Annotated in this window: 17 protein-coding genes, 1 tRNA gene and 5 pseudogenes; 8 read left to right on the top strand and 15 right to left on the bottom strand. The window is 50.9% G+C overall.

Features of this window, described 5'->3' with window-relative positions:
- Window positions 1-3: 3 nt before the first annotated feature.
- The 6 genes and pseudogenes from WLO31_RS08350 to WLO31_RS08325 all read right to left on the bottom strand — a co-directional run.
- A complete protein-coding gene (locus tag WLO31_RS08350) occupies window positions 4-795 on the bottom strand; it encodes an ABC transporter ATP-binding protein (RefSeq protein WP_435929990.1) in 792 nt (263 codons plus the stop codon).
- A 3-nt stretch (window positions 796-798) separates the two neighbouring features.
- Window positions 799-1359, bottom strand: coding sequence for a carbonate dehydratase (locus tag WLO31_RS08345; protein WP_435929989.1), 561 nt, complete (start codon window positions 1357-1359; stop codon window positions 799-801).
- Window positions 1349-2278 carry a GTP cyclohydrolase FolE2 gene (gene folE2 / locus WLO31_RS08340; RefSeq protein WP_435929988.1) on the bottom strand — a complete coding sequence of 310 codons (930 nt, stop codon included), beginning with the start codon at window positions 2276-2278 and terminating at the stop codon, window positions 1349-1351. The genes WLO31_RS08345 and folE2 overlap by 11 nt, the downstream gene beginning before the upstream one ends.
- A 74-nt stretch (window positions 2279-2352) precedes the next feature.
- Window positions 2353-2775, bottom strand: a complete 423-nt coding sequence (gene dksA / locus WLO31_RS08335) for an RNA polymerase-binding protein DksA (protein WP_435929987.1) — start codon at window positions 2773-2775, stop codon at window positions 2353-2355.
- A gap of 263 nt (window positions 2776-3038) precedes the next feature.
- Window positions 3039-4262, bottom strand: a complete 1224-nt coding sequence (gene zigA / locus WLO31_RS08330) for a zinc metallochaperone GTPase ZigA (protein WP_435929986.1) — start codon at window positions 4260-4262, stop codon at window positions 3039-3041.
- A 388-nt stretch (window positions 4263-4650) separates the two neighbouring features.
- Window positions 4651-4884: pseudogene (locus WLO31_RS08325) on the bottom strand (GGDEF domain-containing protein); the annotation flags it as partial.
- A 56-nt stretch (window positions 4885-4940) separates the two neighbouring features.
- On the opposite strand from WLO31_RS08325, the gene WLO31_RS08320 reads away from it, so the two are divergent.
- Window positions 4941-5123: a hypothetical protein gene (locus WLO31_RS08320; RefSeq protein WP_435929985.1), complete on the top strand. Its 183-nt coding sequence runs from the start codon at window positions 4941-4943 to the stop codon at window positions 5121-5123.
- Window positions 5124-5170: 47 nt separating this feature from the next.
- On the opposite strand, the gene WLO31_RS08315 is transcribed toward WLO31_RS08320, so the two are convergent.
- Entirely contained in the window at window positions 5171-7651 is a 2481-nt protein-coding gene (locus WLO31_RS08315) for a membrane-bound PQQ-dependent dehydrogenase, glucose/quinate/shikimate family (RefSeq protein ID WP_435929984.1), read from the bottom strand.
- A gap of 460 nt (window positions 7652-8111) precedes the next feature.
- Between WLO31_RS08315 and WLO31_RS08310 the strand changes: the two are divergent.
- Both WLO31_RS08310 and WLO31_RS08305 read left to right on the top strand, forming a co-directional pair.
- Window positions 8112-8358, top strand: a pseudogene (locus tag WLO31_RS08310) (outer membrane protein transport protein); the annotation flags it as partial.
- A 453-nt stretch (window positions 8359-8811) separates the two neighbouring features.
- A complete protein-coding gene (locus WLO31_RS08305) occupies window positions 8812-9600 on the top strand; it encodes a phosphotransferase family protein (RefSeq protein WP_435929983.1) in 789 nt (262 codons plus the stop codon).
- Window positions 9601-9935: 335 nt separating this feature from the next.
- Here WLO31_RS08305 and WLO31_RS08300 read toward each other — a convergent pair whose 3' ends face one another.
- From WLO31_RS08300 to WLO31_RS08290, 3 genes are all read right to left on the bottom strand, one after another.
- Window positions 9936-11279: a carbohydrate porin gene (locus WLO31_RS08300; RefSeq protein ID WP_435929982.1), complete on the bottom strand. Its 1344-nt coding sequence runs from the start codon at window positions 11277-11279 to the stop codon at window positions 9936-9938.
- Window positions 11280-11437: 158 nt separating this feature from the next.
- Window positions 11438-12832 (bottom strand): MFS transporter, encoded by a 1395-nt coding sequence (locus tag WLO31_RS08295; RefSeq protein ID WP_435929981.1) that lies wholly within the window; start codon window positions 12830-12832, stop codon window positions 11438-11440.
- Window positions 12833-12877: 45 nt separating this feature from the next.
- Entirely contained in the window at window positions 12878-13966 is a 1089-nt protein-coding gene (locus tag WLO31_RS08290) for a cellulase family glycosylhydrolase (RefSeq protein WP_435929980.1), read from the bottom strand.
- Window positions 13967-14151: 185 nt separating this feature from the next.
- Here WLO31_RS08290 and WLO31_RS08285 point away from each other — a divergent pair, with 185 nt between their 5' ends.
- Entirely contained in the window at window positions 14152-15165 is a 1014-nt protein-coding gene (locus tag WLO31_RS08285) for a LacI family DNA-binding transcriptional regulator (RefSeq protein WP_435929979.1), read from the top strand.
- Window positions 15166-15408: 243 nt separating this feature from the next.
- Window positions 15409-15519, top strand: a pseudogene (locus tag WLO31_RS08280) (VOC family protein); the annotation flags it as partial.
- 24 nt (window positions 15520-15543) lie between these two features.
- Here the strand turns inward: WLO31_RS08280 and WLO31_RS08275 are convergent.
- A pseudogene (locus WLO31_RS08275) lies at window positions 15544-15746 on the bottom strand (integrase); the annotation flags it as partial.
- Between the two features lie 347 nt (window positions 15747-16093).
- Window positions 16094-16169: transfer RNA gene (locus tag WLO31_RS08270), tRNA-Thr, on the bottom strand.
- A 169-nt stretch (window positions 16170-16338) separates the two neighbouring features.
- On the opposite strand from WLO31_RS08270, the pseudogene WLO31_RS08265 reads away from it, so the two are divergent.
- The 3 genes and pseudogenes from WLO31_RS08265 to hmpA all read left to right on the top strand — a co-directional run.
- A pseudogene (locus WLO31_RS08265) lies at window positions 16339-16458 on the top strand (L-fuculose-phosphate aldolase); the annotation flags it as partial.
- A gap of 75 nt (window positions 16459-16533) precedes the next feature.
- Window positions 16534-17205, top strand: a complete 672-nt coding sequence (locus WLO31_RS08260) for an SOS response-associated peptidase (protein ID WP_435929978.1) — start codon at window positions 16534-16536, stop codon at window positions 17203-17205.
- Between the two features lie 102 nt (window positions 17206-17307).
- On the top strand, window positions 17308-18525 hold the full coding sequence (gene hmpA, locus WLO31_RS08255) for an NO-inducible flavohemoprotein (protein ID WP_435929977.1): 1218 nt from the start codon (window positions 17308-17310) through the stop codon (window positions 18523-18525).
- A gap of 328 nt (window positions 18526-18853) precedes the next feature.
- On the opposite strand, the gene WLO31_RS08250 is transcribed toward hmpA, so the two are convergent.
- From WLO31_RS08250 to WLO31_RS08240, 3 genes are all read right to left on the bottom strand, one after another.
- The gene (locus tag WLO31_RS08250) at window positions 18854-19015 is read right to left on the bottom strand and encodes a hypothetical protein (RefSeq protein WP_435929976.1); all 162 of its coding nucleotides are present in this window, start codon (window positions 19013-19015) and stop codon (window positions 18854-18856) included.
- 211 nt (window positions 19016-19226) lie between these two features.
- Entirely contained in the window at window positions 19227-19382 is a 156-nt protein-coding gene (locus tag WLO31_RS08245) for a four-helix bundle copper-binding protein (protein WP_435930557.1), read from the bottom strand.
- A gap of 401 nt (window positions 19383-19783) precedes the next feature.
- On the bottom strand, window positions 19784-20026 hold the full coding sequence (locus WLO31_RS08240) for a hypothetical protein (RefSeq protein ID WP_435929975.1): 243 nt from the start codon (window positions 20024-20026) through the stop codon (window positions 19784-19786).
- Window positions 20027-20286: the final 260 nt, after the last annotated feature.

Genomic DNA, 20286 nt, shown 5'->3' with positions numbered 1-20286 from the left:
ACATTAATGTGAGCTTTCAAAAATGCGCAAATTTTTTCCGCGCTTATGCGGATGTGCGACGGTAAAACTATTTAATCCAAATACAGGACGCAGAAACTCTGAGCCCAGCGCCTGCTCTGGCGTATCGAAAGTCATTTGTCGGCCAGCGGAAAGCATTAATACCCGATGGGCAAAATCCTCAATGGTATTGAGTTCGTGTAGCACGGCCACCACCATTATGCCTCGCCTTTTAATCAGCGATAGCAGCTCTTCTCGTGCGGGCAGATCGAGGTGATTAGTAGGTTCATCCAGTAATAACAAGCGCGGCGTTTGCGCCAGAGTACGTGCCAGCGACGCTCGCTGTTTTTCGCCTCCGGACAGAAAGGCCAATGATTTTCTGCGCAAAGACTGCAGCCCGGTATCCCTAAGCGCTCCGTTAATAATGTTGCGATGCGCCTGTTCTGTCATCTCCCTGGCAAAAGGGATACGCCCAAGCGCGACGTAATCTTCAATGGACAACCGTAAATCGGGCGCATCATGCTGTGCCATCACCGCGATCTGTTTCGCCCGCTGTTGCGCATTGAGTGTAAAAAGCGACCGGCCGTATAAGGTGATTTCACCTTCCGCCCGCAGCTCCAGGCTCAGCGCCCGCAGCAGCGAGGTTTTGCCGCTCCCGTTAGGTCCAATAACCCCCAGACATTCGCCATCCATAAGATCAAAATTAACAGAATCAAGCAGGGTTACTCTTCCGCAATAAGAAAGTGAGCGAATTCTGACCCTCAGTGCTGGCACCTTCAGTTCCGCGCTATTTTTCATTACCTAAAATTCATTCCGTAATAACTGGTATCCTTCAACCAATCCGACGTTAGTATTTGCCACCTCTTCAGAAAACTGCACGGAAGCAGGATCAACGCGGGAATATTTTCCGAGATCGGAATCGCTGCCCACTCGCTCCGTCGAAGGAATATAGGTATGTTCAGGCAGCATAACGCCATCAACAACTGCGTTATAGCGAATGACACAGCCCTTCTGAATATGGCAGTTGAAAAGCACGCTATTAAATCCGATAAATACGCGTTCATCGACCTGACATGGGCCATGTACAATTGCCCTGTGGGCAATTGACGTCCCGCTGCCAATTGTCACCGGCGCACCGCTTTTGGAATGAATAACCACGCCATCCTGAATATTGGAATGTGAATGGATAATAATAGGCTCCATATCCCCTTGCGCATTCAGCTCATCCGCACGGATAACGGCATAAGGACCCACATAGACATAATCATGAATAATAACGCGTCCGCAAATCACCGCGGTGGGATCGATATAAGCTTTGGTTGAAACCTGGGGAGAGTGGCCTGATGGATTTTTACGTAGCATTATTGTTTCCTTTCCATTTAATACGGGCGACAGCATTATGCGGATGAAGGCTTTCCTGATGCTCGACGCAAATATCAAAAGCCTCGCTGAACGGAGCATTAACGAGCGCCCCATTAAGTCGCCGCGCGGCATCTTCGCAGAACATTAAATTTTGCCCGTTGGCCAGCGCAAAAGCCTGTTCATCGCTACGTTTGACCACGGTCTGAACGGGCGTTCCTAAAGCGGCTTCACATCGATTAATCAAATCCTGAAAGGGTAATGAATCGACTTCAGGCAATAACCGGCTGCTTACCCAGGCCCAGCTGCGCTGACTGTGCGGCGTTGCCGGCATGCCGTTCTCACCCAGCCAGGTAATAACTTCTTCAGCAGGCAGGCGATCGATACGATTGCCGAAATCATTTCTGAACTTCATATGCGCGACATGGCGACTGAGCGCGGCCGATGCCGGACAGGTAGATGAATAAGGAATTCCAACCTTGATGGTGACAGAAAATTTTTGGTTTCGCTCAGCCCGCAGCGTAATGGGATAGGCTTTCCAGCCATAATGGTTCGAGGTCAGGGATTTCCGTGACAGCAGAAGCTCCCCCATAATCTCTATTCTGGCTTCATTACTGCGCCCCTGGTGGGAAGACAGGAAGGCGTCCAGTACACTGCGCAATACCGCCGGGGTAAGCTCCTCCTGCGTCAATGCATCAAGCAGCAGATAAAGGCGTGACATGTGGATCCCCTTTTCCGCCTCAGGGGAGCTGAGAAGATTAATGCCGGCATTAATCTTTGCCGTTACCGGCCTGCCTGCAATTTCCACCGGCAGGTCAATCTGTTCCATACCGACCCATGAAAGCTCTTCATTGTAATCATCCCCTCGTGTTGACTGTATATCAGGCAGCAATTTGGGGCATGTTGTTGCACTTATTATCATTTTAGAATCTGCCTGTTTAATATTGTTTCGCCATATTTTTAATGCACATATCTACTTTCATATAAAAACTGAGATTATTTTTTCCGGTACTGCATTTCGACTTTCTCTTCTTTGATTTTTGCTTCGATACTCAGTTCTGCGGTTGGTCTGAGCATGAGCCTTTGCAGGCCAATTGGCTCGCCAGTATCCTGACAAAAGCCATACTCGCCCTTTTCAATGCGCTGCAGTGCAGCTTCATATTTAGGGATCAAACGGCTTTCGCGATCGATCTGTCTGAAAAGCAGACGTAGCTGCTCTTCACGAATAGCGATATCGCCTTCGTCACCGCTCTCCTCGCCGATCTGGAGCTGTTGCTTCATCTCAGCGATATGATCGCGCAGTTCTTTCATATCGTGTCCCAGCAGCCTGCGGAAAAAGTCTTTTTGCTGCGCATTCATATAGTGTTCTGGCGGCATAGCCAGAATCGTTTCTTTTTCAGCCACGGTAGGTTTTGTCATCACATCCTGCTCCATACGCTATTGAAATGTTATAACATAACAATTAATGGTGATGCAAAAATTACTATCAGACAAGGCGAGCAGCCTTTGTGGGCCATGGATGTGGAAATTTCTGCATTTTGCCACCGTGTAATTTTCTCTTCAGGAAGAAATTTGGACAGCATTGTTCAGTGGTTTAAAAAAGCGAAGAGGGGTTACGACAAAGCTGATGCAGCATCTGGCGTTTCTATAAAGACGCCCGGCTTTTGCCGGGTGCCTTTCATTTAATCCTCAAACCAGCGCTCAATCGGATCAGGGTAAGCACGCCATTTTTCGGGCCCTTCAGCCATTTCCTCATCGGTTAACAGCGCGGAATCCAGCTTCGCACGCAGATCGGATTCATCCATATCCATGCCGATAAATACCAGCTCCTGCCGGGCATCGCCAATGCCGTCAATCCAGTTTGACATGATAAATTCCTGGGATTCATCATCCTCCGGCCAGCACTCTTTCGGCACGCTTGCCCACCACATGCCCCCCAGCCCCTGGCGCGCTACGCCGCCGGCCTGAGACCAGGAGCCTGCATATTCCGGACGGCTCGCCAGCCAGAAGTAGCCTTTTGATCTGACCACGCCAGCCATGTCGTTTTCCATCACCTGCCAGAAACGCGCCGGATGAAAGGGCCGACGGGCACGAAAAACAAAACTGGTGATCCCATATTCTTCGGTTTCCGGCGTATGCTCGCCACGCAGCTCTTTAAGCCAACCCGGAGCCTGAGCGGCATTATCGAAATCGAAAAGCCCGGTGTTCAGCACCTTATCCAGCGGAACCTGACCAAACTGTGAGACTACAATTTTTGCACGCGGATTAAGCGAGCGTAAAATAGCCATCAGCTTTTCTTTTTGCGCTTCGCTAATAAGGTCAACTTTATTGAGAATCAGCACGTCACAGAACTCAATCTGCTCAATTAACAGGTCAACAACGCTGCGCTCATCCTCTTCGCCCAGCGATTCCCCACGTGACTGGATACTATCCTCTGATCCATAATCTTGCAGAAAATTGAAGGCGTCCACGACGGTAACCATGGTATCAAGACGCGCTACCGCTGAAAGGCTTTGCCCGTCATCACCGGCAAAGGTAAAAGTTTCAGCGACGGGAAGAGGTTCAGAAATACCGGTAGACTCGATGACAAGTTGATCAAACCGCCCTTCTTTCGCCAGACGATTGACCTCCAGCAACAGATCTTCCCGCAGCGTGCAGCAGATACAGCCGTTACTCATCTCCACCAGCTTTTCATCAGTACGTGAAAGTTCCGCGCCGCCTTCCCTGACCAGGGCTGCGTCAATATTCACCTCCGACATATCATTGACGATAACCGCAACGCGTCTGCCTTCTCTGTTATTCAGGATATGGTTAAGCAGGGTCGTTTTTCCTGCGCCCAGAAATCCGGACAGAACCGTAACCGGAAGGCGTTTATCGCCCTGTAAATTCATACTGGCTTCAGACATTATTTTACATCTCCTCACATTCTTAGCTGCTACTGACCGGCTTATTCATGATCGTTAAGCACAACGATTTCATCGCCTTTACTGGCGTTATAAAAACAACTTCGCCGTCCCGTGTGGCAAGCCCCTCCATTTTGAACAACAAGGAGCAACCTGCCCTTGTTGGTGCCAGGGTAGTGACTGAATGACATCTGCGGGCAGGAATGTTGCGCCTGCATGAGCCCTCTCCAGATTCTGAAACATTGGCGCCCCGCTTAATTTATGATATGTTATAACATAACATTTAACATTGCCAGCGCTTATGCACCTGCTCAGCGCTGAAAAAAGGCCACCAGATTAGGCCTGTCTGAGGGGGAAGAAACAAAGATTGATAAATGTTTATAAGGGGCGGGAGTGTACGCGGCGTTTCGCGAATGCCGAGCCCCTCACATGCCAGCAGCCATTGACGGTCGCGATCAAGCAAGCTTATCAGTACCGCCGGCAGCTGGAAGATTCTCTTTGCCAGCCGGGATAAACGCTCGAAACGTTCATCATCCCTGGTATCCAGAAGGCCTGACAAATAAATCGATTTCAGTCTTGCTTCTTCATTGTCCGGGATGCCTGGAAAATGGCTGACTGGCACCATCATCAGTTAAAGATGGTCTCGTTATCTCGGTTCCGTTGTCCATCTATGCCTGTCTGATGAACAATTTTGAATGGTCCGGGCGTCTGGCAGAATTTTTGCCAGTCAAAATTGCGCTTGAGCAAGCGGCGGAACCATCTGAAATAATCTCCGATAATATTCAAACAGCACAGCCAGAGGCCGTGCTGTTTTGCGAGATTCAGATAACAAAAAGCCTGATATACAACCTCAGGCTTTTTTAAGATCTAATAGTACAACTCATGACAGATCGGGAGTGGTCTGTCTGTTGTTAAGTTTTATCAGGTAAGGCATAAGCCATTATGTAATCACCCGCGGGGGTTTCCATAAAGTGATGGCCGGTAGCAACAATCACCAGATATTCACGTCCATTGTATGTATAAACAATAGGGTTGGCCTGGCCACCTGCTGGAAGCGGTGTGCTCCAGACAGTCTTACCAGTGGTGATATCTATCGCGCGTATTAAATCATCCGTGGCCGCTGCGATAAATATAAGACCAGAAGATGTTACAACCGAGCCACCGTTGTTTGGCGTGCCTATATTAATCGGCAGGCCAGTTGGCAGCCCAAACGGACCGTTACGACGCGCTGTACCTAAAGGACGATCCCAAATGGTGCGGCCGTCGCGCATATCGATAGCCCGAATGCCACCGTATGGTGGTTCCTTACATAACATACCGGTAAATGGCAGGCGCCAGCCAGCATTTACGTCTACAGCGTAAGGTACACCAATCTGCGGATCGCCTGCGCCTTCCGCATGCCCTTCATCGTGCGGATGGGAGGTTATTTCATCGCGGGGTTTCCAGCCCAGAGCGTTAGCTTTAGCCCGGGGTACAAGGATATTCAGATTAGGCATGTCATTATAATTGGCGATAATAATGCCGCGTTGCGGATCGACCGCCACGCTTCCCCAGTCAGACCCTCCGTTATAGCCCGGATATTCAATGGTATGTCGGTCAGCTTCCGGCGGAGTGTACTGGCCTTTGTAACCAGCCTGCTGGAACTGAATACGACAGACCATCTGGTCGATAGGCGTCAGCCCCCACATATCCTGTGGCGTGAGATCCGGTTTGCTCAGGTGATGGAACAACGAATAAGGCTGGGTAGGCGCGCGCGCTTGCGGCTCAACGCCGCCGCCAGGAACAGGGCGCTCTTCGACACCAAATAATGATTCCCCGGTACGTCGATCCAGCACATAAATTTCACCCTGTTTGGTCGGTACAATAATTGCCGGGATTTTTTTACCGTCTTTTCCCGGATAATCAACCAGCGTTGGCTGAGAACCTTGATCGTAATCCCATACATCATGATGTGCGGTCTGGAAAGACCAGACCGGTAGACCGGTTTCAATGTTAAGCGCAGTCATTGAGACGGCATATTTATTTTCTGCCGCTGAACGAAGAGTGCTGAAATAATCGCCCGAAGCGTTTGCCACAGGCAAATAAACCAGCCCTAATGAGTCGTCACCGGTAAAGGATGTCCAGACGTCAGGTGAACCTCTTTTATAAGCATCAGGGCCACTTTTTGGCTTGCTGGTATCCGGGTTGGAGGCATCCCATGCCCACTTGAGCTTACCGGTACGCACATCGTAAGCTTTGATAACACCCGGAGGACCGAAGGCGCGCTGTCCGTCGATGGTCTGATGTCCCACTACCAACGTATCACGGATGACTACCGGTGCAGAGTTAATAGCCACGTACCCTTGATAAGTCTCACCCATATCTTCTGTAAGGTTAACCGTGCCATTATTTCCAAAGGATCGGCAAACTTCACCCGTCCCGGCATTGAGTTCAATAATACGTGCATCTAGCGTACCCAGAATAATACGCTGTTTGCAGTCACTGTCATTTTGTGAGTCCGGTAGCGAAACAGCCTGTCTGGCGGCACCGCTCTGTCCGGGCGTCACATGGCTGTTGGTCTGAGAATCATACCAGGTCAGGCCGCGGCAGGCTGCTGTATAAGGAATGGCTTTATCACTGACTTTGGGATCGAAATGCCACTTTTCTTTACCCGTGGCGGCATCCAGCGCAAAAACCTGATTGTGTGGCGTACAGGTATACAGGGTATCGCCAATTTTGATTGGCGTATTTTCTGCACCCCAGCGTGTTTTTGGCAGGTCACCGGTACGAAATTGCCATGCTAGTTTGAGGTCTTTAACATTTTCAGGTGTGATTTGATCTGCTTTGACAAAACGCTGCGAAGCCAGCGATCCGCCATAAGTATACCAGTCGCCAGCATCGGGATTTGACGCCTTTCCACTACCGGTATCCGTCATGAATAAACTGTTTCCCGCCGCTGGCACGTTGGTCGCAGCTGTTGTGTTCAACGGCGCGAAGGGCAGCGCCGCTGCCACAATGAAAGCCAGAATAAAGAGACTTGCCAGTGAAAGAGATAATTTGCGGCTGATGCCTGGCGAAAGCGAGGGAAGCTGGAAAGCGAAGACAATACCGAACAGAAGCATAAGGCCAAAGCGTGGAACCCAGCCCCAATAATCAAGCCCTGATTCGTATATCGTCCAGATTAGGGTGCCGATAAAGACCAGCGAGAACCAGTAAACCGCGCTGGTTCGTTTCATAAAAATGCATATGGCGGTTATCACACAACCGATACCCGCAAGCAGGTAATACCAGTTCCCACCCAATGCAACCAGCCAGCCGCCGCCGATAATCATTGCTATGCCGAACATTAGCAGGGCAACCGCTAATGAGATGTTCCAGCCCGAGAGGCCGGAAATTTTTTTTTGATTATTCAAAATATATTTCCTTAAGCCATAAAATATCAAGTGACCTGTTAAACATAGCAAACCAGCTCTGGCTATTGGCGCCGGCGTCCCCGTGAACCTGTGAGATTATGTTTCAGCTGAACGCCTGAAGATTTATAACGATGTGCTCAAGCTGATGCCGGATGAAGTACTGGCCAGCTATAACTGGAACATAAATTTGTGCAGCACTGTGCTTCCCCTGATGCACTGCCTGGAAGTCACGCTGCGCAATAGCATTGATTATACCTTTCGGTATAAACCGCCTCCGGATCAACCTTCAGGAGATGTATAAATGCCAGAATAGCCCCGGCAATAGCTGCTGATACGGCTATATCGATCCAGATGCCGTAAAGCGCGTACCCAGGAATCAACCCACCCAGCAGGGGGGTGAATATTTCCGTGATCGCATTCATGGCCTGCGCACTTCCCAACACGACGCCGTGTCGTTCCGGCGGAACGTGCTCAGGATGCCTCAACTCTTTTTCCAACCCCGCAGGGATGACCCGCTTACCGGACCATATGGTGACAGGGGGATTACAGGCACTCTATGGCAATGTTAATTATTCCCTGGATAACGATGCGGGTCTGCAGGGAATATCATCGGCTGGTTTCCGGGTACCAGCATGTTTTATACGCAAAAAATTAATGACTCCTTTACAGCAGGGATCGGATTATACGGGAATTATGGCCTGGGCCTGTATTGCTTCGCCAGCAATCCCGGCCAGCAGAAGAGATAAAGCTAAGCTAGCGATAATTTTTCTAAACCCAGTCGCTAATGAAATAAAATGGTGGAGCCATCAGTGCGTTATCCGGATATAAATTTCAACTGCTATAAAGAATTGCAGTTGAAAACTTATATTGAGAGAAAATTGGGCATTAGTTTTATTTTACTTATGGTACAGAGTCGTTGAAAAAAGTGCGGACTGACTCGACTCTAGTATCGTCCTTAAAGCTTAACTTTTTACAAAGCACCCCAATATAATTTTCATAGCCATTATCAGGAAAAATGCCCGCTTCTGGCTGCTATGTGTCAGGAGCGGACATTGCCCACCAAACAACATATGGATGATTTCACTAACATTACCCGTTAAATGATCAAATTGCAGTACACTCAAGACCAGAGCAACCCACTTATTCTGAAGAGATAGTGCATGTCTGCCATGGATTTATCAAAAATGGGCACCGCGAAAGTGGCGCTGAATATAAGTGACTGCGGTCATAGATTTATTGAGAAATGTCCTGTAGGAGAAGTAGAGTATAGATTTTATCAAGACGCTGCAACGGAGCTTAATCAGGCAGGAATTGCGACCCCAAATCTCTTTTCTGCTGACGCCTCCTTGCGTAAGTTAAAAATGGAATATATTCCTCACAAGGTTGAACAGAACGATGTCGCATCTGATGATGCCATTGGTATGTTGGGACGCCTGCATTGTTATCATGCGAATCCTGACTGGCGTTACCAGACTCACACATGGTCAGAACTGGCGCTCGAAAAAACCCTCATACTCCTGGCATTACCAGAAAAAGCTGCAGAGCAGTTACGGCTGTTTCAGAAATGTAGTGATGTTATGTTTGGGTACCAAAACCTGATTACTGGAGATAGCAATGCTGGCAATTGGGGAAGAAGAGAAAACGGTGATTTAGTTCTTTTCGACTGGGAAAGATTTGGAAAAGGTAGTCCCGCCATCGACTTGGCCCCTCTGATAAAAGGCTTGGGTACGAAGCAAACTTTTATTGATACTGCTGAGCGCTATTGTCAGTTATCTTTCCATCATGATTTTAATGCGTTAGCGAGAGAAATTGCCATTGCCAAAGCATGGATTGTCACTGAAGTAATTGTGCTACTCAATGAGCGGGAAAAGCCAGTATTTCCTTTATATCTCAACTGGTATAGGGAATCTCTTCCAGACTGGTTAGATGATGCAGTCAAAATGCTATGAATGAGCAATGACCGTTAAAGCATGTTGCCCGTTACAGACGAAGATGTCAGCTCCTCGCTCATAGCGGACCTAAAGCTTATTTCGCTTGTCCGCTTTGTGCCAACCGCAGCGATTTCGCCATAGTCGCCCATTACCGGAAGACCGGCCCCGGATGCACCGGCAGGACCGGTTGCCCGGAATAAGGTGACGATATGGAGTACCTCAGCAAAGACAGCGCGGAGCATCTGGAATTGATTTCCGGTAACTACACAGTGATCCGCACCGTCAGAGTAAACAAAGCAGGTACCCGATGCGGCTACATCGTTGAGGCACGCGGCCCGCACTCCATATCTTTGTCAGAAGAAATACTTAAAACGTACCCGCGCGCCGTAGCGGTCATCGGGATTGCCGGTTTTCGTCGCCGATGAATCCAGCCATGATGCGTAGGCCCCGAGATAAATATTGAAGTTCGGCATATCCATAATGTCCGGTAACTGCCATGAAGTATGAATGGTGTGGATATCATAGTTCCCTGGTGCCAGCACCGCACAGTCGTCGTCGCATTCTGCGCTGACGTCGGCCATATTAAACTGGTCGATGTTGTTATGGGCGTATATATAGCCGAGTTCTACACGGTGCCATAACGCGTTGATACCGGCGCTGAAGTCTTTTTCGTCCGTCGCATCCAGGTATGCTGTGCTCACATTCACCACCGCGCCATCCTGAGGATCGGTTTTGAGCGTATTCCAGCTTAGCGTCATGCCGTAGCCGGTACGGCTGGACTGATCGAGCCAACGGCCTTTTTGATTCTGATAGCCATAGGCGTTATTGACAAGGTTACTTTCCAGCGCCGTAGCGATGGACCATGCCCCGGACTGCCACGCTGCTACCGGGCGCACATAAACCACGTTTTTGCGATTATCCAGCGAATTGCCATGATAGTTCTGGTTAACAAACAGCGAGCTGCCGTCCTCTACCAGCGTGTTCACCTCGAAATACCAGTTGTCCAGGTTTTTACTGAGCAGGAAGTTGCCGCCGTCGCTGCTACGTCCGCGTCCCTCTTTCATCATGTAAATATAACCATAACCATCGCTGTAGAGATCGTTTGCCGTATTGCCCGAATATTCAATAAACGTATCCTGATTAAGCGGGAACATATCATAGGCTTCGAAACGGCCTATTTTAATTTTCCAGTTATCTTCCTGGCCAAAGAAAAATACTGCATCATCAATATTCATTTTTCCGGCCATATCGGCCAGCGGCTGTACGCTAAATCCGGAAAAATTGCCGTTAGCGCCTTTATGTAATCCATCAAAACCCAGAAGTATGCGTCCGTTAATATCCCAGCGTTCTTTATCACCCGGAGCCCAGTCTTTATGGGCGCTGGTTTTTACCGACGTAAGGCTGCCCGTACGGCTGGCACCATCCATATTGAACTCAACATCGCCGTAGAATTTTAGATCGGTATTACCCGTAAGTTGTAACTTGGGTGTAGCTGCTGTTGCATGAGTGGCGGCAGGCGTTACTGTCGGTGTTTTTAGTTCACGGATCTCCGCTTCGGCAGTTGCTGCACGCAGCTCCGTTGCTTTTAGCCGTTGTTCCATTTGTGCCAGACGTTCCTCAAGGGATAATGACGCTTGCGCATTAGATACAGGGATAAATAAAGACGTAAAAAAACAACTTACCCAGATTTTGTTCATCGGTAAACCTTGTATTTTTAATTAAATGAAATGCGTTATTTATTGTAAGCGACGGCACCAATGCCAATAATAACCCGCGCTATTGCTGCTGGCGGGTTATCATCGACTGTGAATGATAATTATTTGAACGAACAGATATTAAATTTAATACGTCAGAATTAAGTTATCGTCGCCGGTTGATTTAATTTTTCCTCAACATCGCTGGCAGGAAGATTCGCCTGTCGACGTTCGGCCAGCAGACGGCAAATCTCGGCGTGTTTATCCTCCGTAAAGGTAAAGCGCGACATCACCCCAAGGCGGATCAGCGAGCCGACGGCGGGCAGCAGGCAGATACCGAAAAACAGCCCCGACAGCACGCTGTCACTCTGGGTTTGCGCCTGCGGCACGTAGTGAATCAGAGTCAGAAACACCCCGATTAACCCCCCACCCACCGCCACCGACATCTTGCCGGTAAAGGTCTGCCCGGAGAAGGTAATGGCCGCACAGCGCCTGTTGGTGTGGTACTCGGCATACTCAATGGTGTCGGCAATCATTGACGAGGTCAGTAAATTGGACATCATCACAAACAGCGTGCTGAGACCGAGCAGGATAAACAGCAGCACCGTGTGGTGATAGCCCACAAACCACATCACCACGCGCACCGCGATATCCAGCCCGCACAGGATCATAAACAGTTTGCGCTTCTGCATTTTGCGCGTCAGCAGCGGGGCAATCAGGCACACCACCGCAGCTGCAATCCCCATAATGCCGATCCCCATCTGCAGGCTGGCGTCACCCATGTTATAGATAAAGAAGTAGATGTAGATCCCACCCGCGACGTTATGGAACACGCAGAAAAAGAACGAGAGCAGGATGACAAACAGCGGCTTGTTCTGGCGCAGGTTATGGAAGGTATCGCGCATCGTCACCTTTTCCGGGCTCGGCGGCACGCGCTCCTTAATTTGTATAAATCCGTTGAGCATCAGCGGTAGGCCGACCAGCATCATCACCAGGGCCGCCATAAAGTAGCCTTTATCGTTGCTGTGCTGGGCGAAGAAGGCCGCCAGCTTCGGGAAAAAGATACTGGCGCAGGCAATCCCGGCGTTCACCCCCAGCATCGCCGCCGTCACCGCGCGGGTACGCTGGCCGGAGTCGTTGGTCATCACCGACGACATCGACCAGAACGGAATATCCGAGATGGCATACAGCGTCCCCCACAGAATATACGTCACTCCGGCGTAAAGGATTCTGGTGGTCATGTCCGCTTCGATTTTATAGAACGACAGCAGGGTGACGCCGGTGATCAGCAGCGGGGCGATCAGTAAAAAGTGGCGAAACTTGCCGAAACGGCTGTTAATGGTATCCATAATACTGGCAAACAGCGGGTCATGAACCGCATCCCATGCCCGGGCAATCAGAAAGATGGTGCTTGCCGCCAGGGCGGAGATCCCCAGCACGTCGGTGTAAAAATAGTTAATAAACGAACCCACTAAACCAAAGCTAAAACACTGACCTAAACCATAGCCAAAATAAGACCACAACTCGCGAGACGGTATTTTCATTGTCATTGCCATAGTGCGTACCTGGTTGCCCGGCGGCGAACCGCCGGGTCGTTATTATTATGCCCGCGATTGCGGAGCGATATTGCGCAGCTTGCGTATCAGCGCGATTTCAGTGCGTGAGAACGGGATACCGTTCTCCTCGAACACATCGTGGAACCACAGGCGGCAGTAGTCGGCAGACTCTTTCATTACCACCGGCCACGGCAGCCAGGTCTGGGTTTTGCCGCGCACCAGTCCCCACTGATAGGGTGCGACTTTCGCCATATACATCAGCGGGAGCTGCTCTTCGATGGTGCCGCCCACGTGGCGCGCCAGCCATTCGGTACAGAAGATCGGGCGGCCCAGCTGCTGCAGCTGCTGGATAATCGCCGTCATGCGGGCAGTGTTGGTGTAGGCGTGGTAGCTCACCACGTCCGACAGCTCCAGCGCGGTCTGGTCCAGCGGATGCTGATAAAAGGTTTCGCCCTCCTCTTCGGCAGGCAGGCGCCACGCGCCGACCGTGAGCGGCTGAGAGGGATCCTCCTCACGTGCCCACTGGAATGCCAGTTTCATCAGATCGAGCGCATAGGTTTCGAGTTTTTCGTCGTACAGTACCTCTTCGGTACCGGTGGCAAAAATACCTCGATTGGCCGGCTCGTTGTAAAGATCCCACATCAGCACCCGCTTATCGTCGCGGAATTGGCGGATAACGTCGCGGATATAGCGCTCTATCTGCGGCCAGCAGTCAGGATCGCAGACCTTGTCGCGGCCCGGACTCGCCGCCGCCTGGCTGTTATGCTTGCCCGACACCGGCGCTTTTTGCGGCCCGAGGTAGGGCTCATCCCCGGAGAAGCCGCAGTCGTCCATCAGCGTCAGCATGGTGCTGAAGCCGTGGCCGGCGGCCAGCGTCAGGAAGCGTTCGATGCGCGCCATCAGGCCATCGCGATCGTGCTCCCAGACGATAAACGGCAGGTTAATGCGCAGGGTGTTATACCCCGCGTCCGCCGCCCATCCCAGCTCGCGGTCGATGGTGGTGGGATCGAAGGTCTCCTTCTGCCAGATATCGGTCCAGTTCACCGCCGTGGACGGCAGATAGTTAAACCCGCACAGCCAGCCCTGTTGCTGATACCACGCCTGCGCCTGCGGCTTGCTCCATTGCTCTTTCATCGATGTTTCTCCTGTTGATAATATTTAGCTAATAAATATTAGTCGAAGCGGGAATGCGCAAATCGTGATGTGCAGAAAAGCGACCGCACTCACAAAGTTCGTTGCTGCGTGAAAAAGAAACGTGATCGGCGGCGCTAAATCGGACAGTTAAGGTATGATGCGATGTCGCCAGAGGGAGAGAACGGATGAAGCGGAAAAACAAAGTGACGATGAACGATATTGCGCGCACGGCAGGGGTGTCGCAGGCGACGGTATCGCTGGTGCTTAACCAGTCCCGCAATATCAAACTTAGCGAGGACACCCGCCAGCGGGTGATTTCTGTCGCGACGGAACTCGGTTATGATCGTCTACCCGCGCTGCATACCCCGAATAATCAGGAAGAAATAGCGCTACTGATAAGCTCCCTGCAGAGCTACGATCCGTTTATCGATGCCATCAGCCAGGCGCGTGAAACAGCCTGTCGTAACGAATTACTGCTCACGGTTTATGACTATGGTGATGATGTGAAGCTGGCACTGAACTTTATTCGCCAGCTGGAAAAGCGCAACTGTATAGGGATTATTCTCGCGTCTCCTGTCACGACGCTGGTCGACATAAGCGATTTTCAGGACTGCAACCGCATTCCGCTGGTCCTGCTTAACCAGCGCGATCCCGGCCTGCCGTTGCTGCCATCATTCATACCCGATGACTATGCCAACGCCTTTCAGGTGACGAAGCACCTGATTGACCGCGGAGCCAGGCGTATTGCTCATATTGCCGGCGAAAGCTGGATGGAGGCCTCGCGCCAGCGGCTGGCAGGCTATCAGGCCGCGTTACAGCAGGCCGGACTCCCCTGTGACGACCGTCTGGTGCGCCAGACCAACTGGCAGTTTAACGAGTCTTTTACCGCCACCAGGGCGCTGCTGGAACTGGACGAACGCCCGGACGCCATCTTTTGTGCCAGCGACTGGCTCGCCATTGGCTGCTACCAGGCGCTGGCGATGCACGGCGTGCAGATTCCCCGGGACATGCTGGTAGCTGGCTATGATGACCAGAAGATTTCCGAACAAATGACACCTTCGCTAACCAGTATTGAACTTCCCTATGGCGAGCTGGGGCGGCTGGCGGTGGAGTACTTGTATAATCAGGAAGATGCCGCGACGCACGTTACTCTGGTGGGAAGAATGAAAGTGCGACAATCAAGCAGTAAAGACGAATAACCGACGGTGAAAAAGGCCCCATGCGGTTCAGTTTCTCTGCCTGTCAGTGTAGCCACGATACTCGCAATGTTGATGCCTGGCTTTACATGCAATCAGTCTGGTAAGGATGAATCTACTCTCCGCCTGTTTCGTGCCAACAGAAGCGGAAGCCGATGCTCTGGGCCAAGCCAGAAGGCGAACTAATTTCTTTTGCGATAAAAAAGAACATACGGCAGTTATGCCTGAAACCTGACAGAGCAGAAAATGGGAACGCAGAAGCGATGCATGGGGTATATGGCCGTGGTGGTCGATGACTACGGTCGCGCAATTGAGGATTACACGGACAAGCTGGGCTTTACCCTCGTTGAGGATACGCAGCTCTCAGATGGCATCGCTGGCGTAGGTTCCGCGAATCGCGTTTTTATCCACCTGAGCTAACTGAGTCTCAATCCATGCCGTGTTGAATTCCTGCTCATGCAAGACTGTGCTCATCGTGTGGCGGAAACCATGCCCTGTAACGCTTCCAGTACCTGAGTTGACAGGGGCGCAAGATGAGGACGTTTCATCTTCATGCGATCTGGCGGGATCTCCCAGACAGCTTTTCCTGGCTTCATCACGCAATACCCTCGCCAATGAGAGACACTGCCGGATAGACACCAAAAGCCAGCCGCTTTTTTTCTATGTAAGCGGTATTGCGTGCGCCAGTACCTGAAACCAGAGGCAACACCTTCTAGCTACAATCCAGACATCATCTGACAGCTTCCAGGCTTTCTCTTTGGACCTGGCGGTGTTTATTTATTGAGGCATCTCCCTGGACCGAACACAGAAAGCCCACAACATGCACTTGATTTAGATTGGGGCCAGTTGATAACCGGAGACAGGAAACGAGCTATAACGCGTAGTACAGGGGATTTGAATTGACTAAGGCAGATTTGGGAAGAGTTTGAAATGGTGCCGACTACCGGAATCGAACTGGTGACCTACTGATTACAAGTCAGTTGCTCTACCTACTGAGCTAAGTCGGCACTGGCGGGCATATTACACATCCCTCCTGCGCGATGCAATTCCCCCTGATACCGTTCGCTCAAAATTTCAACTTCCTGATATCCCTCATATCTTATTACGCGCCCGTTCATAAAACGCGTAGCGCTCAATGGCTGGCCCCTCTTCTTTAAAAAGCGCCCTGCGGTAACGCTGCAGCAGATGTATCTGATGACCTTAGCAATAGGCGATCCCGCCCCGGCGCTCGACGATGAAGTGATGGCCATCGTGCTGAAGAAGTTTAAAACCTATGGATTGCGGATTGAGGAATAATTAACATGATGATTTATATAGACATAAATTAGTACATACAGCAGCTATACTTCCTGTATTACTCAGGAGGTGACCATGTGCGGACGCTTTGCCCAGGCGCAAACTCGCGAAGAGTATCTGACTTACCTGGCTGATGAAGCTGACCGGGATATTCCCTACGACCCTGAACCGATTGGGCGTTACAACGTGGCGCCCGGCACCAAAGTTTTGCTGCTGAGCGAGCGGGACGACGCGTTGCATCTGGATCCGGTCTTCTGGGGATATGCGCCAGGATGGTGGGATAAACCGCCGTTAATAAATGCCCGTGTGGAAACCGCGGCCGCCAGCAGAATGTTTAAGCCGCTCTGGCAGCGTGGGCGCGCTATCGTGTTTGCTGACGGCTGGTATGAATGGAAGAAAGAAGGCGATAAGAAGCAGCCCTACTTTATTCATCGCTCAGATGGCCAGCCCATATTTATGGCGGCCATTGGCAGCACGCCGTTTGAGCGAGGGGACGACGCCGAGGGATTTCTGATTGTCACGGGGGCCGCAGATAAGGGGCTGATCGATATCCACGACAGGCGCCCGCTTGTTCTCACCGCGGAAGCGGCACGCGAATGGATGAGGCAGGATACAGGGGGAAAAGAGGCCGAGGAAGTTGCTGCTGATGGCGCTGTGGCGTCAGACAACTTTACCTGGCATCCGGTTACGCGCGCCGTGGGCAACGTTAAAAACCAGGGGCCAGAGTTGATCGAGCCGGTTACCTGAAGATAAGCAGGCCTGTACGCCAGAGCAGGCTGCTGGTTAGCCACAAAGCAGATGTCCTGCTAGCTTTAAGTGACTAACAGAAGGCTTCGGGAGGAATGTCGTATGATGACTGAGCAAACCAAAAATATTATCAAAGCCACGGTACCGGTGCTTGCGGAACACGGCAAAGAGATCGTCACCCGCTTTTACCAGAATATGCTGCAGGCCCACCCTGAACTTAAAAATGTTTTTAATATGGCCCACCAGCAGAAGGGGCAGCAGCAGGAAGCCCTGGCCCGTGCGGTCTACGCCTACGCCGCCAATATTGACGATCCTCTCAGCCTGAATGCGCTGCTGGAGAACATCGCCAACAAGCACACCAGCCTTGGCGTGCAGCCCGATCAGTATCCCATCGTCGGTGAGCATCTGCTTGGCGCCATCAAAGAAGTGCTTGGGGATGCCGCGACCGATGACATTCTGAATGCGTGGGGAGAAGCTTACGGACAGCTGGCTGGCGTGCTGATAGGTATGGAACATGAACTCTATCGGGTCAGCGCCGCCGCGCCCGGCGGCTGGAATGGCTGGCGCACCTTTATCGTGCGTGAAAAGAATCCCGAAAGCGATGTCATCACCTCGTTTGTGATGGAGCCAGAGGACGGGCTGCCGGTAGCCAGCTTCGAACCCGGGCAGTATACCAGCGTGGCGGTGCAGGTACCGGATTTGGGCGTCCAACAGATTCGACAGTACAGCCTTTCCGACGCGCCAAACGGGCGGACGTACCGGATCTCAGTGAAGCGTGAAGATGGTAACGATATCCAGCCGCCAGGGTACGTTTCCAACCTGCTGCATGATCATGTCAACGTCGGCGACAGCATCAAACTCGCCCCGCCTTACGGCAACTTCTATATCAACGTTAACGCTACTAATCCGGTCGTGCTGATCAGCGGCGGCGTGGGGCTGACGCCCATGATCAGTATGCTTAAGCGGGTGCTGCAGTCTCCTGAGCAGCGGCCTCTGGTCTTTATTCACGGCGCCCGCAACGGCAAGGTCCAGGCGATGAAGCACAAACTGCGTCAGACGGCGGCGGAACATGAAAACTTCAGGCTGGTGATGTTCTATAACGAGCCGCTTGAGAGCGATATTGAGGGCGAGGATTATGATTTCGCAGGCTTCGTAGAGCTTGGCCAGATAGCAGACCAGATCCTTTTACCTGACGCCGAATATTATATCTGCGGCCCGGTCCCGTTTATGCGTTTACAACACGATGCGTTGATGAACCTGGGCGTGCCGGAAACGCATATCCATTATGAAGTATTCGGCCCGGATTTGTTCGCTGAATAAACGGCGCTGTCGTTTTTATCGAAGTGAAGAAATTTGATAGCCTTAAAACGGGAGCCGGAAGGTCCCCGTTTTCACATAATCAGTAAAACTGCTTACGTGTTTCAGGCTTCGTCATTACAGGTACGATCTTTGGATCCGCCATGGATCATTAAAATATGCCCTTTCGTACCTGCGGTACTATCGGCACTTATGGTTTCACCATGAAAGTTGACATGAAAAAGCCGATGCGAAACCTCGTCAGGCATAATTACTTCCGGGTCATTTTTGTTACAGAGGTATTTTTTACTGTGAAATTGCAATCAATTCAACAGCAGAAAATACGTTCAGCTTAAAGCGGCAGTTTTTCATCACCTGAATTCAGACCGAAATATGCACGGGCGTATTTTTCAAGCGTTTTGCGTGGCAGGACAACCGTCGCACGTTCGCCGGGGATCTTCAGTTTATAGCCTCCTTGTATCGGCGCAGGAACAACCTGATACCACCTTCCCATATAAAATATCCAGTTCATAACTACCCTAAAGGCCTGACAAAGCGGCCAAGAGAATAGACTTAATTTAACTTAGGTAATCAGAGCAGGATCGCACTTTTGCTACGTGGATGCTGAACCTCTTTTGCTGCCAGCCGGGAGAATAAAAAAGCCGCCACCCGGGCAGCTTTATAAAAGGCCGGCAGCGAACCGCCAGCCAGATCGTCGCCGCATGCTATGCAGCCATATCGCCGCAAGCTTTTGCACAATTCATGCATGCCGCTGAGCAGTCCTGGCAGTGGTTGGCTTTATGCTTACCACACTCCTCGCCACACTTCCGGCATACCTCTGCACAGACTTTGCAAAGAGACGATGCGAACTCACTGTTCATCGTCATCAACTGCGCCGCCAGGCGACAGATGTTTGCGCACTGTATATCCAGCCGCACGCATTCACGCATCATATCGAGCTGCTCTTCTTTAAGGCACGAAGCAGCGCAAAAATCACAGGCGGCGGCGCACCTGTAACAGGCTTCAATACAATCAGCATACTGTTCTGACATACTTTTTCTCCTGTTGATTTTTATTACAGACGTTAAGCCTGGTGGTGAAAAAGCGTATATGCCAGAAGATGGGTAGCTAATTTCAAATGGATATATGAAAAGCGTTTTTAGCAGCCTTTGCTATGAGCAATATAAATTTTTTCAGCGCCCGGCAGCCTGGCGCCAGAAATGCAAAAACCCGCGGCTTTAACTGGCGGGCTTCTTTATCGTTACTGCTTAAGAGGCAAGGCTTAAAGAGCGATTTCTTTCGACGGAATGCTTTCGCACTCTTTAGCGTAAAGCTCTAAATCATGGATCAGACTGCGGGCCATTTCAGGCGTTAAGGCAAAGAACTGTGAATCAAAGGTTGAAGCGTTGGTGCCATAAGGAGAGGTGCTGTAACCGAACTTAATCACCAGTGAGGCGTTTTCCCTGGCGGGACCAATCTGCCAGTCGGTCACAGGAAAAGCAGGAAAGACCCGATCGCTGTTCATATAATTTCCCTTATATATTTAACGGATTAGAAAGCATTAACACTTGCGCCTGTCAGAAGCGCCTGGGCGTGAGATTTACTTAAATATAGGCAAAGAAATTTTATTCAGAGCGCAAAAAATTGCATTTTCACAGAGGTCAGGCCAGTCGCACTGGTTTACCGTAATAAAAAACGGGAGCACAGGGCTCCCGTTATCACACAATCAGCAGGGCCGATTACATGTGTTCGATCATCGCGTCGCCAGGCCCAGCCGGCAAAGTA

It is taken from the genome of Dryocola sharpae (assembly GCF_051307055.1).
Classification (GTDB): Bacteria; Pseudomonadota; Gammaproteobacteria; order Enterobacterales; family Enterobacteriaceae; genus Dryocola.
The sequence above is the reverse complement of the archived record's forward strand: the minus strand, read 5'-3'. Positions and strand labels throughout refer to the sequence as shown.

What these genes read in the sequence shown, in the direction of transcription:
- WLO31_RS08290 (WP_435929980.1), bottom strand. Translation starts at nt 13,966, where the DNA reads ATGAAAGAGCAATGGAGCAAGCCGCAGGCGCAGGCGTGGTATCAGCAA.
- WLO31_RS08285 (WP_435929979.1), top strand. Translation starts at nt 14,152, where the DNA reads ATGAAGCGGAAAAACAAAGTGACGATGAACGATATTGCGCGCACGGCA.
- WLO31_RS08305 (WP_435929983.1), top strand. Translation starts at nt 8,812, where the DNA reads ATGTCTGCCATGGATTTATCAAAAATGGGCACCGCGAAAGTGGCGCTG.
- zigA (WP_435929986.1), bottom strand. Translation starts at nt 4,262, where the DNA reads ATGTCTGAAGCCAGTATGAATTTACAGGGCGATAAACGCCTTCCGGTT.
- dksA (WP_435929987.1), bottom strand. Translation starts at nt 2,775, where the DNA reads ATGACAAAACCTACCGTGGCTGAAAAAGAAACGATTCTGGCTATGCCG.
- WLO31_RS08295 (WP_435929981.1), bottom strand. Translation starts at nt 12,832, where the DNA reads ATGGCAATGACAATGAAAATACCGTCTCGCGAGTTGTGGTCTTATTTT.
- folE2 (WP_435929988.1), bottom strand. Translation starts at nt 2,278, where the DNA reads ATGATAATAAGTGCAACAACATGCCCCAAATTGCTGCCTGATATACAG.
- hmpA (WP_435929977.1), top strand. Translation starts at nt 17,308, where the DNA reads ATGATGACTGAGCAAACCAAAAATATTATCAAAGCCACGGTACCGGTG.
- WLO31_RS08260 (WP_435929978.1), top strand. Translation starts at nt 16,534, where the DNA reads ATGTGCGGACGCTTTGCCCAGGCGCAAACTCGCGAAGAGTATCTGACT.
- WLO31_RS08250 (WP_435929976.1), bottom strand. Translation starts at nt 19,015, where the DNA reads ATGGGAAGGTGGTATCAGGTTGTTCCTGCGCCGATACAAGGAGGCTAT.
- WLO31_RS08240 (WP_435929975.1), bottom strand. Translation starts at nt 20,026, where the DNA reads ATGAACAGCGATCGGGTCTTTCCTGCTTTTCCTGTGACCGACTGGCAG.
- WLO31_RS08245 (WP_435930557.1), bottom strand. Translation starts at nt 19,382, where the DNA reads ATGAACAGTGAGTTCGCATCGTCTCTTTGCAAAGTCTGTGCAGAGGTA.
- WLO31_RS08320 (WP_435929985.1), top strand. Translation starts at nt 4,941, where the DNA reads ATGAACAATTTTGAATGGTCCGGGCGTCTGGCAGAATTTTTGCCAGTC.
- WLO31_RS08300 (WP_435929982.1), bottom strand. Translation starts at nt 11,279, where the DNA reads ATGAACAAAATCTGGGTAAGTTGTTTTTTTACGTCTTTATTTATCCCT.
- WLO31_RS08350 (WP_435929990.1), bottom strand. Translation starts at nt 795, where the DNA reads ATGAAAAATAGCGCGGAACTGAAGGTGCCAGCACTGAGGGTCAGAATT.
- WLO31_RS08345 (WP_435929989.1), bottom strand. Translation starts at nt 1,359, where the DNA reads ATGCTACGTAAAAATCCATCAGGCCACTCTCCCCAGGTTTCAACCAAA.